This is a genomic window from Flavobacterium sp. (genome assembly GCF_039932285.1).
Taxonomy (GTDB): domain Bacteria; phylum Bacteroidota; class Bacteroidia; order Flavobacteriales; family Flavobacteriaceae; genus Flavobacterium.
In genome coordinates this window covers 1-14,684 of record NZ_JBDTQE010000066.1, presented here as the reverse complement: position 1 = coordinate 14,684, position 14,684 = coordinate 1, and the positions used below count along the sequence as shown (strand labels likewise).

Genomic DNA, 14,684 nt, shown 5'->3' with positions numbered 1-14,684 from the left:
AAAAAATAAAAGAACGCGCCGTTTTTCTAGCCACGCAAGCTCGTGACAATGCACCACATTATCAGCATAGTGAAGTGGGTTATAATTATCGGATGAGTAATATTTGTGCAGGAATAGGTCGCGGACAAATGCAAGTTCTAGACAAACATGTTGGTTTTAGGCGTGATATGCATCAATTGTATGTTGATATTTTTGCAACTATTGATGGTGTTACAGTTCTCACAGAACCAGATTCGAACTATTTTTCTAACCATTGGTTAAGTGCTATTACTATAAATCCAGAAAAAACAAACGGAAAAACCAGTGAGGACTTACGACTAGCATTGGAAAAAGCCAATATTGAAAGTCGTCCTTTATGGAAACCAATGCACTTGCAACCTGTTTTTCAATATTATCCGTATTATGGGAATAATATTTCTGATGAGTTATTTGAAAAAGGATTATGCTTGCCCTCAGGTTCAAATTTAACAGAAGAAGAAAAAAACAGAATAATTGCTGAAATTCAACTATTTTTTTAGTATTTTGCAATACTTTTTGAAAGATAAATTTTTAATAAAGAAAGCAATTTAAAATATTGATTTCACCCCTGAATAAAAGTAAAATATAATATATTTTAAAGTAAAATTACTTTGGAAATAGAAGAAAAAGCAAAAATAAAATCTGTCTTAAAGCAGATTCTCATGTATAGTTCAAGATCAAATTTTAGTATTAAAAATCTAGGTTATCTGCCTAGGTGGGTAATATTATTTATTGATGTATTTGCTATATTTATATCTGGTTTTTTGACCTATTATTTGTTTAGAGGCATTGGGTTGCAATATTATAAATCTCATAATGAGGGTTATAAAATAGCCTTGTTTTTTTTAACTAATATTTTCTTTTTTTGGTGGTTTAAAACCTATTCAGGTATTATTAGGCACTCTTCCTTTATAGATGCTATAAAAATTGTTTTTTCACAAGTTTCCACCTTTATAGTTTTAGTAGTTTTTAATTTTGTTTTTTCAATCTATTTTAAAGATACTTTGTTTCTTACTACAGCACTTGTAGTAAATATTATTGTTTCTTTTTGTTTGTTGTTTTTATACAGAGTATTGGTAAAACAATTTTTTGAAGTTTATCTGAAAGGGATTCAGAACGAAAAACTTGTCAGTGCCATTGTTTACGGTTCGGATGCCAATGCGATTTCAGTTTCTAATGCGCTAATTTCCGAAATTCCAATGAGATTTAAGTTGTTGGGGTTTATAGACAAGCACAATTCAAATTCTTCAAAAAGGATTCTTGATTTACCAATTTTAAATCAGAAAAAGAAAATTTCAGTACTCATGCGTTCTATGAATGCAGATGCATTGATAATTGCAGACAAAGCTCTTACAAAAGAGGAGCAAATTGCCATTGTAGATGAGTGTTTAGAATTTAATCTAAAAGTATATACCGTTCCTTTAATCTCGGATTGGGAAAATCAAAAAGAAATAGCAAAAAAAATAAAAAGTTTTCAAATTGAAGATTTACTAGAAAGGAAACCAATCGTTTTAGATAACAAATTAATTTCTTCACAAATAAAAGGAAAAACGATTTTAATTACTGGCGCGGCCGGTTCTATAGGAAGTGAAGTTGTGAGGCAAATTATCGATTTTAATCCTGAAATTCTAGTTATTTTAGATCAAGCGGAAACGCCTTTACATGACTTAACATTAGAGATTCAAAAATTAATTTCAAAAACTAAATTAGTTTCTCTTGTTGCAGATATAAGAGATTTAGTTGGATTAGAACGAATATTTGAACAATATAAGCCAAGTCTAGTTTACCACGCTGCCGCTTACAAGCATGTGCCATTAATGGAAGAAAATCCTTCGCAAGCAATATTTGTCAATGTGATGGGAACAAAAAATTTAGCTGACTTAGCTTTAAAGTATAAAATAGAAAAATTCGTAATGGTTTCTACTGATAAAGCTGTAAATCCAAGTAATGTAATGGGAGCAAGTAAACGTATTGCTGAGAAATATGTTCAGTCATTATATTTTGATACAAAAAACAAAGGTTCCCATACTACAAAATTTATTACAACACGTTTTGGCAATGTATTAGGGTCTAATGGGTCTGTAGTGCCTCTGTTTTCTAAACAAATTTCTGAAGGTGGGCCAATAACAATAACCCATCAAGAAATTATTAGATATTTTATGACTATTCCAGAAGCCTGTCAGTTAGTTCTTGAAGCAGGAGCTATGGGAAAAGGAGGTGAAATTTATATATTCGATATGGGTAAGCCTGTAAAGATATACGACTTAGCTACAAAAATGATCCGTTTGGCTGGTTTTGTTCCAGGTAAGGATATAAAAATTAAAATTGTAGGATTACGTCCTGGGGAGAAATTATATGAAGAGTTATTAAATGATAATTCAAAAACATTACCTACACATCACGAGAAAATCATGGTTGCACAAGAAATAATAGATATTCATAGCGAAGTAGAAACTGCAATTTTAGAGATTGTTAAAGTCTCAAATCAGTATGATAATAACTTGATAGTAGCAAAAATGAAAATGCTAATCCCAGAATTTAAAAGTATGAATTCTACTTTCGAAATTTTAGATAAATAAAAAAAAGATTAAAGTCAGTTGTCTTTTTAACAAAAATTGCATCTTTGCAAATCCAACCAGAATAATATGAAAAAATACTCTTACAATATAGTTTTAGCACTACTTACAATTATTTTATATACATCCTGTAGTCAACAAAAACATATTGCTTATTATCAGAATATTGAACAAATGCCGGCTTTATCCTCGACTAGTTTTGAATCAACTATTCAGCCTGATGATTTACTATTAATAATCGTTTCAGCTCCAGATGCAGAAGCTGCAGCTCCTTTCAATCTGGAAGTGGCAAATGTTTCGGCTGTCAACGGGCAAGCTTCTTTAGCACAACGCCAACAGCAATTATATTTGGTAGACAAAGATGGTATGGTAGAGTTTCCTGTATTAGGATCCTTGTTGTTTGGAGGAAAAACGAAATCTGAAATTGTAACTTTATTGAAAGAAAAATTGAAACTATATGTAAAAAATGCCATTGTAAATATGCGTATCATGAATTACAAGGTTTCTGTACAAGGAGAGGTAGTAAAACCAGGGTCGTATCCTATAAATAGTGAAAGAATTACCTTACCTGAAGCATTAAGTTTAGCTGGAGATTTGACTATTTATGGAAAAAGAGATGGGATTATCATTGTTCGTGAAGTCAACGGAAAGAAAACATTTAATAAAGTAGATATTACAAAAGCAGATTTTATTAATTCTCCTTATTATTATTTATCACAAAATGATTTGGTTTATGTAGAACCTAATAAGGCGAGATCCAATTCTTCTACTTTTAATCAGAATACGAGTGTTTGGATTGCGATAGCTTCTTTGGCTTCTTCTATTCTTTTTTCTATCCTAATAATTAATAAAAATTAAAACCGATTATGCATACAAATGAACATAACGAGGATAGTTCGATAAATTTAAGAAATCAATTATTCAAATACCTTCTTCATTGGAAATGGTTTTTATTTAGTATTATCACATTTTTAGTACTTGCGAAGCTTTATTTACGCTATTCTATTCCTGAATATAATGCACAAACTACCATATTAATAAAAAGTGAGAATTCAGGAGGTTTAACTTCTGAACTTTCTGCTTTTCAGGATCTGGCTATGTTTTCAGGAGACAAGAATGACATTAATGATGAAATTGAAATTTTAAAATCTAGAACCCTAATTGAAAAAACAGTTAAAGCGGGTAGTTTCAATATCAGTTATATTTCAGAAGGTAAAATAAAATCTTCTGACGCTTATGGACAAAATCCCATCGAAATTGTTTTTAAAGAGAAAAATAAGGATTTTTATGAAAGAGACACTGTTATCAATATCTCTATATTATCTCCTCAAAAATTTGAACTATATGATCAGGAAGAAAATCTATTAGGTGTTTATAAATTCAATCAAGAAATAAACTCAAATGAACTTGGGAATTATACTGTCTTAAGAAAAGAGGTTTTAAACAAGTATAAGAAAAAACAGTATGTAAATAAAGGAAGAATAGCTATAAATCTTATATCTTCTCTTAATGCTACCGAATATTTTAAAGGAAGGCTTTTTGTTGCCACTTTATCAAAATTTACTAATGTTTTAGAAATTTCTATTACTAATCCTGTTAGACAAAAAGCAGAAGATTTCCTTAATTTATTAGTGACAATATATAATAACGAGGCTATTGTTGATAAAAATATAATTTCTGAAAAAACAGCCCAGTTTATAAATGAAAGATTAAAACTTATTACTGGAGAACTTGATGGTGTTGAAAAGCAAGCTGAATCCTATAAGAGAAAAAATAAAATTACAGATTTACCTACAGAAGCCGGATTGTATTTAGAAAACGCTGGTGAATTCAAAAAGAGTTCAATAGCAGTAGGAACCCAAATAAAGATAGTCGATATTATGATCGACTTTATGAAAAAAAATAAAGATTCGGAAGTAATTCCAGCCAATATTATTCCGGAAGAAGGTAACTCTGCTACTTTAATTGGAGATTATAATAGTTTAGTTGTTGAAAGAGACCGAATTTTAAAAAGTTCTACTTCTGAGAATCCATTGGTTATTAGAATGAATGATAAAATTGAATCTTTAAAATCTGGAATTAATACAAGCTTGTATAAACTTAAATCATCACTTATCGTCAAGGATAATGATGTTAGCGGAGAAGCAAACGTTTTAAGTGCGCAAATTTCGAAAATTCCAAGACAGGAAAGAGAGTTTAGAAATATTTTTAGACAGCAACAAATTAAAGAAGAACTGTACTTGTATTTGTTTAAGAAACGTGAAGAAACTGCCATTGCTGTTGCTGGAACGGCTCCAATTTCTAAAGTTGTAGACTTTGCTTATTCCTCTAAAACTCCCGTTTCTCCTAACGGAAAAGTAATTTATCTTCTTGCTTTAATACTTGGAGTAATATTGCCTTTTTCTTTTATTTACATCATATATCTCTTAGATACAAAAGTTAAAAATCGTAATGATATTGAAAATCTTTTATCATTACCTTTTATTGGAGATGTCCCACATTCTGATGATAATAACGAAATTATTCAGTCATCGAGCAGAACAAGTTCCGCAGAAGCTATTAGAATTGTTAGAACCAATTTAGAATTTATATTAAATGATGTAGAAAGAGATAAAGCAAAAACAGTATTTCTAACTTCTACATTACCTAAAGAAGGGAAAACATTTATAGCCATTAATCTTGCTGCAACAATTGCAATATCAGGTAAAAAAGTATTACTTATAGGAATGGATATTAGAAATCCTAAATTAGATGAATATGTTAAATTACCTTCAAGAGGATTAACAAATTTCTTGTCTACTAAAGATGCAAGTGTCAATGATTTTATAGTTAAACAGAAAGGTTATGAAAAATTTGATATTCTTCCAGCGGGTATAATTCCGCCGAATCCTGCCGAATTGTTAATGAGTAAAAAAGTTGAGTCTATGTTCGAACAGCTCAAAGCAGAATACGATTATATCGTTGTAGATACAGCTCCTGTAAGCTTAGTAACAGATACTTTATTAATTTCTAAAAATGCAGATGCGTTTGTATATGTTGTTCGTGCAAATTATCTTGATAAAGCATTTTTAAGAACTCCAGAGTCCTTGTATAAAGAAGGAAAACTACCTAATATGTGTGTTTTATTAAATGATACAGATACAAAAAATGGATATGGTTATGGTTACGGACAAGAAGAAGTTAAAAAACCTTGGTATAATAAATTTTTTACTTTTTCAATATTTGGATAATAAAAAGAGAGGCAATTGCCTCTCTTTTTATTATAAGAAAAATTGATTATTTGCTATCGCTTCTTTAAGCGGTTGCAAATCTTTTAAGACTACTTTCTTATCGAAAGATTCAATATGTTTTTTGTGATGCACATCGGACCCTACAAAATCTATTAATCCTTTAGAAAGTAATTTTTTTGCAGTTTCTGCAACTTCTTTGCCATAATAGCCAACAGTTGAGAGTAAATTTAATTGAAATAAGCAACCAGCATTTTTTAATTTTAAATACTCATCAAAATTATTATGATAAAATAAATAACGCTCCGGATGAGCAAGTATAGGTTTATATCCAGCAATTTGCAAGTCAAAAATAATATCATACAATTGTATAGGAGGGTTTAAATAAGACATTTCTACTAATACATAATTATCTTTTAATGTCAAAATTTCCTCTTTTTTGAATAACGAAACAAAATGATCATCTATTAAATATTCTGCAGCAGCAGATATGGGTATATTTATGTTATTTGATGTCAAATTAAAAACTGTTTCATTTCTAAGAGTTTCAATTTTTTCTTTTGTATTATCCCAAAATCCATTAAAAATATGTGGAGTTGTAATGAATTTAGAAACGCCTATATTTTTTAATTCATTAATTAAAAAAATAGAATCATTAATAGTCTGTGCGCCATCATCGATACCAGGTAATAAATGCGAATGTATATCGATATGATTATCAGGGATTAAGTCTTTGAGTGTGGCTTTGTGTTTATTAAAAAAAATCAATGTAGGTGAGTTTATATTTGGACTACAAAAGTAGTTATAATTGCTAAAATTAATATTAAATTAAGCTTAAAATATTTACATTTGTAATTAGGGTTTGTTATAAAAGAAATTGATTTAGATGATTAAAGAAGAAGGAAACTCAGAGGATTGGGATTTAATTATAAAAGGCTCAACTTCACTTTTTGATATAAATTTTCAAGATATTTGGCGTTATCGTGATTTGTTATTTATGTTTGTAAAAAGAGATTTTGTTAGTTTTTATAAACAAACTATTTTAGGACCACTGTGGTTTTTTATACAACCTATTTTTACAACCATTGTTTTTACATTTGTTTTTGGAAATTTAGCAGGAATAAGTACAGATGGTTTGCCACAACAACTTTTTTACCTAACAGGAATCACTTCTTGGAATTACTTTTCAGATTGCTTAACAAAGACAAGCACTGTATTTAAAGATAATGCCAATATATTTGGTAAAGTATATTTTCCTAGATTAATCATGCCGTTAAGTATAGTAGTTAGTAATTTAGTTAGATTTGGTGTGCAGTTATTGTTATTAATTATAATGATGATCTATTTTGTAATGTTTCCTACTAACGGAACTAGTTTTCATGTAACTTATGCCATTGCTTTTTTTCCGCTTTTAGTTTTACTAATGGCATTATTAGGATTAGGATTAGGATTAATTATTACAGCAGTAACGACTAAATATAAAGATTTAACGTTTCTAATCACTTTTGGAGTTTCATTGTTAATGTATGGAACAACAGTGATTTATCCGCTAAGTGCTGCGCCAGAAAAATACAAAAGGATTATCGAGCTAAATCCTATGACGGGAATAATTGAAGCTTTTCGTTTTGCATTTCTCGGAAAAGGAGAGTTTTCAGTTTGGAGTTTAGGATATTCCGCAATAATTACTGTTATTGTATTGTTCTTAGGAATTTTGATTTTTAATAAAACTGAAAAAAACTTTGTAGATACTATTTAATGAGTAAACCAGTTATACAAGTAGAAAATTTATCTAAAGCCTATCAAATAGGGCAAATAGGAACAGGAACTATTTCGAGAGATTTAGAACGTTTTGTAACAACTAAAATTCTAGGAAAAGAAGATCCTTTTCTCAAAATAGGAGAGACTAATGATCGAAGTACAAAAGGAAGTAGCGACATAGTTTGGAGTTTAAAAGACATAAATTTTGAAATAAACCAAGGCGATGCCGTAGGAATAATTGGCAAAAACGGAGCTGGAAAAAGTACGTTACTCAAATTGTTATCGCGAGTAACTAGTCCAACCACAGGAAGTATTAAGGTAAAAGGAAGAATAGCCAGTTTGCTAGAAGTAGGAACAGGATTTCATCCGGAATTATCAGGAAGAGAAAATATATATCTCAACGGAGCCATTCTAGGCATGCGAAAAAAGGAAATTACTAGAAAACTCGACGAGATTGTCGATTTTTCGGGAGTTGAACGGTATGTTGATACGCCTGTAAAAAGGTATTCCTCAGGAATGTATGTTCGTTTGGCTTTTGCAGTGGCAGCACATTTAGAAAGTGAAATTCTTATTGTAGATGAAGTATTAGCGGTTGGTGATGCTGAATTTCAGAAAAAATGCCTTGGCAAAATGGGAGATATTAGCAAAGGAGAAGGACGAACTGTTTTGTTTGTGAGTCATAATATGGCAAGCGTTAAATTATTATGCAATAATTCTATATTATTGAGTAATGGAATCATGCAAAATATGTCAGCTACAGATATTATAATAAATGAATATAAAAAACTCTATAATCAGAACAACACTTCGAAAATTTTTGATTTTAAAAATGAATATTTTACACTAAATGAAATTTCATATAAAAATAATGAAGGCACAAGTTTTATTGCTATAAATGATGATATTCATTTAAATTTAATTTTCGATTTTAAAAATGATATTTCAGGAATTGCAATTGAATTGTTTGTAAAGAACGATGAAGAAGCATTAGTATTTAATAGTTTTACAAAAACATTTAATGTAAAAAAAGGAATTCTAGAAGTAACTTGTATTGTACCAAAAAATTTACTTAATAATGCTTTATATAAATTAACAATAGGAGTTTCTAAAGATTATATTTCTTTTCTAGCTAAATATGAAGATATTTTAGAAATTGAAGTAGAAAATCATATAGAAGAACTAGGATGGCAGGGAAAAGTAGAAGGAATTATAAGGCCTAAATTATCATGGATAGTAAATAAGATTGCTATCTAAAAAAGTATATTATGAAAATTAAATTAATACACTTTGTTCCACCTATATTTATTTTAATCTATAGAAAAATAGTTCCAAAAAAAGAAAAAGTAGGAATTTGGGCTGGTGATTTTGCATCTTGGGAAGAAGCACAGTTAAACTGCTCGGGCTATGATTCGGATATTATTTTAGAAAAATGTAAAAACGCATTGTTAAAAATAAAAAATAAAGAAGCAGTTTACGAAAGAGATAGTGTGTTATTTGACAAAATTCAGTACAGTTGGGGTTTACTTGCGGGCTTGCAAAAGGTAGCAATTGAAAATAATAACAATCTAAATGTTTTAGATTTTGGAGGAAGTTTAGGAAGTACATATTATCAAAACAAAGCTTTTTTGTTGGGTTTAAAAAAATTAGAGTGGAATATTGTAGAACAAGCTCATTTTGTAGATTGTGGCAAACAAAATTTTGAAAATGAACAACTAAAGTTTTATCACACAATCGAGGAATGTACACAAAACAGTAAACCTAATGTTTTGCTATTGAGTAGTGTATTGCAATATTTAGAAAATCCAAATCAATGGATTGAAAAATTTAATAATTTACAAATTGAATATGTTATTATAGATAGGACGGCATTTATAGATTCAGATGAAGATATTTTGACCATTCAGAATGTTCCAGAAAGTATTTATAAAGCAAGTTATCCAGCTTGGTTTTTTAATAAAGAAAAATTAATAAAAAAATTTAAAAATTATATTTTTATTGCAGAAATAAATAATAGTTTTACTCAGGATGCTATAATAAACAATAAAAAAGCAGAATGGACAGGAATGATATTAAAGATAAATAAATGAAATACTTAAATTTAGGCTGCGGAAATTATTTTTCAAAAGAAAGAGAATGGGTAAATTTAGATTTCGTTTCATCTTACGAAGGAGTTATTGCACATAATTTATTGCAGGGAATACCTTTTGAAGATAATAGTTTCGATTTAGTTTATCATTCTCACGTGTTAGAACATTTTTCTAAAGAAGATGGAGAAACTCTAATATCTGAATGTTTTAGAGTTCTTAAACCAAATGGAGTTTTAAGAATTGCTATTCCTGATTTAGAAATAATTGCTAAAAAATATTTAGATTTTTTAGAACAAGGAATCTCAAATCCTAACGATGAGTTAATACGTGCCAATTACGAATGGATGAAGATCGAAATGTATGATCAAACGGTAAGAAATGTTAGTGGCGGTAATATGAAAAAATATGTCCGTCAGGACAATATGATAAATGAAGATTTTGTTATTCAAAGAATAGGAGAGCAAGGTAGAGTAATGAGAAATAATTTTCTTAATGCCAAGAATAATAACAAACAAGCACAATCTTCAGAAAAGAAAAATACACCAAGTATTATTACTAGAATTATAAATAAAGTAAAAAAAGTAACTAAAAATAAAATAATTAAATTTTTAGATATAAATCCTGAACATATTGCTATTGGATCTTTTAGATTAGGAGGAGAAATTCACCAGTGGATGTATGACAGGTATTCCTTAACCAGTTTATTAACTAATTATGGAGGTTGTGATATTAAAGTTAGAGATGCTTTTTCGAGCTATATAAGCAATTGGTCAGAGTATAAAATTGACGGGAAAGATAATGTTGTAAGAAAACCGGACTCATTATTTATAGAATGTTTTAAAAAATAATGCTATATTTTACTACTTTTTTCGATAAAAATTACCTTTCTAGAGGATTGGTTCTAATTGAATCTTTGCAAAAACATGCTTCTAAATTTGAATTGTATGTTTTGTGTTTAGATGATTTTACAATCGAATATTTTAATAAAAATAGACAACACTATCCCGAAATAATAACATTGGCATTGAATGATGTCGAAAAACAAGACCAAGAGCTTTTTGCTTGTAAGGAAAACAGAAGCACTATCGAATATTATTTCACATTGAGTCCTTGTTTGCCTTTATTTTTGCTGAAAAAATATGCAATACCTCATATATGTACATTAGATGCCGATATCAAATTTTATGCTTCCCCAAATACATTATTCGATTTAAATAAATATTCAATAATAATTACACCACACAAATTTTCTCAAGAAATAAAATACAAAGAGAAAAGTGGTAAAAACAATGTGAGTTTCCAGATATTTAAAAATGACCAAGTTGGAATTTCTTGCTTAGAATTATGGAGAAAACAATGTATCGATTGGTGCAAAGATAAAATAGATATTGAAAATGATAGATTTGCAGATCAAAAATATTTAGATAATTGGGAACAAAAATATGCTCCAAATATTAAAGTTTTAAATGACAATGTAAGCGGTTTAGCCTCTTGGAATTTGAATAATTATGCAATCACAAAAAAGGACAATCTTTTTTATTCGAACGGAGAAAGAATTATTTTTTATCATTTCCATCACAATAAGTTTCTGAAAAAGCGATGGGCAACAAATGGATTTAAAGCAAATCAGGTTAGAAATCAAGAAGGAATAAATGAAATTTATAACGATTACTGGAATAATATTATTAAGTTTAACCAGTTATTAGAAATTAAAAAAGAAGTTTATATACGAACAAAATCATTTTCTAAAAAATTACTGTTAGTTTTACTAGAAGAGCAAACTGTTTTTTTTAGAATATCAAAAAACAAGATTATTTCTTTAGATTTCAGTAAAATCCCTTTTAAAGTAAGAAACCTAATTCGTAAAATTTATGCCTAAACGACAATTATAATAATGCTTTTTAATTCAATAAATTTCGCCATATTTTTACCAATAGTTTTTCTTCTATATTGGTTTGTGACTAACAAAAATTTAAAATGGCAAAATGCGTTGCTATTAGTCTCAAGCTATTTTTTTTATGCTTGCTGGGATTGGCGATTTTTATTTTTACTTATTTCCTCAACTTTTTTAGATTATTATACTGGAATAAAAATGTCTGATGCTAATAATCAAAAATCAAAAAAGTTTTGGTTTTGGTTAAGTATCTCTATAAATCTTGGATTTCTAGCAATTTTTAAATATTACAATTTTTTTGCTACTTCTTTTGCAGAAGCAATTTCTCATTTTGGATTGCAAATAAATCCTTGGACATTAAAAGTTATTTTGCCTGTTGGTATTTCTTTCTACACATTCCACGGATTATCTTATGTAATAGATATCTATAATAATAAGATAAAAGCAGAAAAAAATTTTATAGACTATTCAGTTTTTGTTAGTTTTTTCCCATTGCTAGTTGCTGGACCAATCGAGCGTGCAACACATCTTTTACCACAAATTCAAAAAAAGAGAATATTTAATTATACAGTTGCTGTCGATGGATTACGACAAATTTTATGGGGATTATTTAAAAAAATTGTAATCGCTGACCAATGTGCAAAGTACGCAAATTTAATATTTAATAATTCAGGAGAATATTCTGGAAGTACACTTGTTTTAGGTGCAATATTTTTTACTTTTCAAATTTATGGTGATTTTTCAGGTTATTCAGACATCGCTATTGGTACAGCAAGACTTTTTGGAATAGATTTGTTACGAAACTTTGCTTTTCCTTATTTTTCTAGAGATATAGCAGAATTTTGGAGACGTTGGCATATCTCGCTTTCAACCTGGTTCAGAGATTATTTATATATTCCACTTGGAGGAAGTAAGGGTGGCACATGGATAAAAGTTAGAAACACATTTATAATATTTATTGTAAGTGGTTTCTGGCATGGTGCAAACTGGACTTTTATTATTTGGGGTTTTCTAAATGCGTTATATATAATGCCTTCTATTATTTTTAAAACCAATAGGACAAATCTTGATATTGTTGCACAAGGAAAATATTTGCCATCGGTTAAAGATTTAATTTCGATAAGTATCACGTTTAGTTTAACTGTATTTGCTTGGATTTTCTTTAGAGCCGAAGATTTGTCTCATGCAATTAATTATATTTCTGGAATATTTTCTCAATCATTATTTTCAAAACCAACATTGTTTCCAAAAATGCTATTTTTATTATTGTTTGTTTTTATGGCTATTGAATGGTTAGGTAGAGAAAAGCAGTTTGCAATTGCAAATTTGGGTTTAAAATGGGTTACCCCTTTAAGATGGCTATTCTATTTTATCATAATTGCCTCCATTTTTTATTTTTATAGAAAAGAACAACAGTTTATTTATTTTCAATTTTAAAATTATGAATAAATTTATATATAAATCACTTTGTTTTTTTGGAATTATTTTTATTGCCATTCTAGGGATTAATTTATCTGAAAAGAAGAATGAAAAATTGTCGAATTATACAGCTGCTATTATTTATAAACATAGCAGAATTGAAAAAATAAAATCTCCGAAACTAATATTAGCTGGGGGTTCTAATCTAGCATTTGGAATTGATAGTGGAAAACTAGAAAAAGAGTTTTCTATCCCTGTAGTTAATTTAGGTCTTCATGCTAGTTTAGGATTATCCTTCATGTTGGAAGAACTTAAACATTCTATAAAGGTAGGAGATGTTGTACTACTATCCCCAGAATATTTTTTAGAAAAAAACGGAGATTATAGATTAAAGAAAAAAACAAGTAATTTTTACAAGGAAGCTGAACTATATTATTCCAGTAACTTATTTGATGATTTTAATATTTATTTAGAAAATACAAATGTAAAATATAAAGGTTTGTTTAAAAAAGTGGAGATAGAAAATAAAAGTACTGAGATAAAAGTATATTCTAGAGAAGCTTTTAATAAATATGGGGATGTAATTGCCCATTTAGATAAGGTAAATTCAAAAGAATTAAGTGGAAAAGAATATTTTGAGTATAGATATTGGGAAGGAATTGATCAAATTAATGAATTTGATAATTATGCAAAAAAAAAGAATGTAAAAGTATATTATTTATTTCCTGATTTTCTGAAATCTGAATATGTAAATAATAGAAAAGCAATAACTCAACTAGAATCTGATTTAAAAAATAATCTTACTATTCCAATTTTAAATAAGCCTACGGATTTTTTGTTTACTGATGGTTTTTTCTATGATACAGTTTATCACTTAAACAAAAAAGGTAGAAATGAAAGAACAAATAAATTAATTGTGATTTTAAAAAATAATAAGATTATATTTTAAAATATTTTTTTCATTCTCATTTCAAAAATCAGTAATAAAGTGAGATAAAAATAAGTCAATGTTTTTTATTGAAACAAATGCTATATCTAAAAAGTTAATGTTAGTTTTGTTAGTATAAAATTAGATTTTTAAAATTTATGCCTAAACTCATTACTATAGAAACATTTTCAGACAAACGTGGAAACCTTTCAGTTCTAGAAAAAAATATTCCATTCGACATAAAAAGAGTTTTTTATATCTATGGAGTCGACGATTCTGTAAGGGGAAATCATCGTCATCATAAAACAATTCAAGCGGTTATATGCATTGCAGGATCATGTATAATATCTAACGATGACAATATATCGAAACAGGATTTTACATTAGACAAGCCCAACAAGTGTCTGTTTCTTTATCCTGAAGACTATCACTCGATGCATCATTTTTCTAAAGATGCGATTTTATTAGTATTAGCATCAGAATGTTTTGACCCAAAAGATTATATCTATGAACCCTACAAATAAGATAATTCCCTACGAAAATCTAAATCTTTTAAACAAAAAATTTGAGCAAGCCTTTAAAGATAAATTTAATAGTTTTCTCGAAAAAGGATGGTATATTTTAGGTGATGAAGTAAAGCAATTTGAAGGAAATTTTGCTAACTATTGCAATTCGATCTATTGTGTTGCTGTAGCAAATGGATTAGATGCCTTAGAAATGGGATTGCAGGTATTTGATTTCCCTGCTAAATCAGAAATTATAGTACCTTCAAATACT

At 28.5% G+C, this 14,684-nt stretch carries 14 protein-coding genes; 13 read left to right on the top strand and 1 reads right to left on the bottom strand.

The annotated features are described in order from the left end of the window. The 4 genes from ABI549_RS11120 to ABI549_RS11105 form a co-directional block, all read left to right on the top strand. Positions 1-518 (top strand): DegT/DnrJ/EryC1/StrS family aminotransferase (locus ABI549_RS11120; RefSeq protein WP_348076528.1); only part of this gene is annotated, 518 nt, incomplete at its 5' end. A 162-nt stretch (positions 519-680) separates the two neighbouring features. Beyond that, complete coding sequence (locus ABI549_RS11115) at positions 681-2,597, top strand: nucleoside-diphosphate sugar epimerase/dehydratase (RefSeq protein WP_348076529.1); 1,917 nt, start codon at positions 681-683, stop codon at positions 2,595-2,597. Between the two features lie 66 nt (positions 2,598-2,663). Further along, complete coding sequence (locus tag ABI549_RS11110) at positions 2,664-3,452, top strand: polysaccharide biosynthesis/export family protein (RefSeq protein WP_348076527.1); 789 nt, start codon at positions 2,664-2,666, stop codon at positions 3,450-3,452. Between the two features lie 8 nt (positions 3,453-3,460). After that, entirely contained in the window at positions 3,461-5,824 is a 2,364-nt protein-coding gene (locus ABI549_RS11105; RefSeq protein ID WP_348076526.1) for a polysaccharide biosynthesis tyrosine autokinase, read from the top strand. A gap of 30 nt (positions 5,825-5,854) precedes the next feature. On the opposite strand, the gene ABI549_RS11100 is transcribed toward ABI549_RS11105, so the two are convergent. Beyond that, positions 5,855-6,589: a CpsB/CapC family capsule biosynthesis tyrosine phosphatase gene (locus ABI549_RS11100; protein ID WP_348076525.1), complete on the bottom strand. Its 735-nt coding sequence runs from the start codon at positions 6,587-6,589 to the stop codon at positions 5,855-5,857. A gap of 118 nt (positions 6,590-6,707) precedes the next feature. Between ABI549_RS11100 and ABI549_RS11095 the strand changes: the two genes are divergently transcribed. The 9 genes from ABI549_RS11095 to ABI549_RS11055 form a co-directional block, all read left to right on the top strand. Then, a complete protein-coding gene (locus tag ABI549_RS11095; RefSeq protein ID WP_348076524.1) occupies positions 6,708-7,577 on the top strand; it encodes an ABC transporter permease in 870 nt (289 codons plus the stop codon). Next, on the top strand, positions 7,577-8,833 hold the full coding sequence (locus tag ABI549_RS11090) for an ABC transporter ATP-binding protein (protein WP_348076523.1): 1,257 nt from the start codon (positions 7,577-7,579) through the stop codon (positions 8,831-8,833). The genes ABI549_RS11095 and ABI549_RS11090 overlap by 1 nt, the downstream gene beginning before the upstream one ends. Before the next feature lie 11 nt (positions 8,834-8,844). Beyond that, positions 8,845-9,666 (top strand): TIGR04325 family methyltransferase, encoded by an 822-nt coding sequence (locus ABI549_RS11085; protein WP_348076522.1) that lies wholly within the window; start codon positions 8,845-8,847, stop codon positions 9,664-9,666. Next, entirely contained in the window at positions 9,663-10,514 is an 852-nt protein-coding gene (locus ABI549_RS11080) for a methyltransferase domain-containing protein (protein ID WP_348076521.1), read from the top strand. The genes ABI549_RS11085 and ABI549_RS11080 overlap by 4 nt, the downstream gene beginning before the upstream one ends. Beyond that, entirely contained in the window at positions 10,514-11,545 is a 1,032-nt protein-coding gene (locus ABI549_RS11075; RefSeq protein ID WP_348076520.1) for a hypothetical protein, read from the top strand. The genes ABI549_RS11080 and ABI549_RS11075 overlap by 1 nt, the downstream gene beginning before the upstream one ends. A 15-nt stretch (positions 11,546-11,560) precedes the next feature. Beyond that, positions 11,561-12,997, top strand: a complete 1,437-nt coding sequence (locus ABI549_RS11070; protein WP_348076519.1) for an MBOAT family O-acyltransferase — start codon at positions 11,561-11,563, stop codon at positions 12,995-12,997. A gap of 4 nt (positions 12,998-13,001) precedes the next feature. Next, a complete protein-coding gene (locus ABI549_RS11065; RefSeq protein WP_348076518.1) occupies positions 13,002-13,928 on the top strand; it encodes a hypothetical protein in 927 nt (308 codons plus the stop codon). Between the two features lie 137 nt (positions 13,929-14,065). Further along, positions 14,066-14,431 (top strand): FdtA/QdtA family cupin domain-containing protein, encoded by a 366-nt coding sequence (locus ABI549_RS11060; RefSeq protein ID WP_348076517.1) that lies wholly within the window; start codon positions 14,066-14,068, stop codon positions 14,429-14,431. Next, the coding region (locus ABI549_RS11055; RefSeq protein ID WP_348076516.1) for a DegT/DnrJ/EryC1/StrS family aminotransferase at positions 14,415-14,684 on the top strand (270 nt) is incomplete at its 3' end. The genes ABI549_RS11060 and ABI549_RS11055, both read left to right, overlap by 17 nt.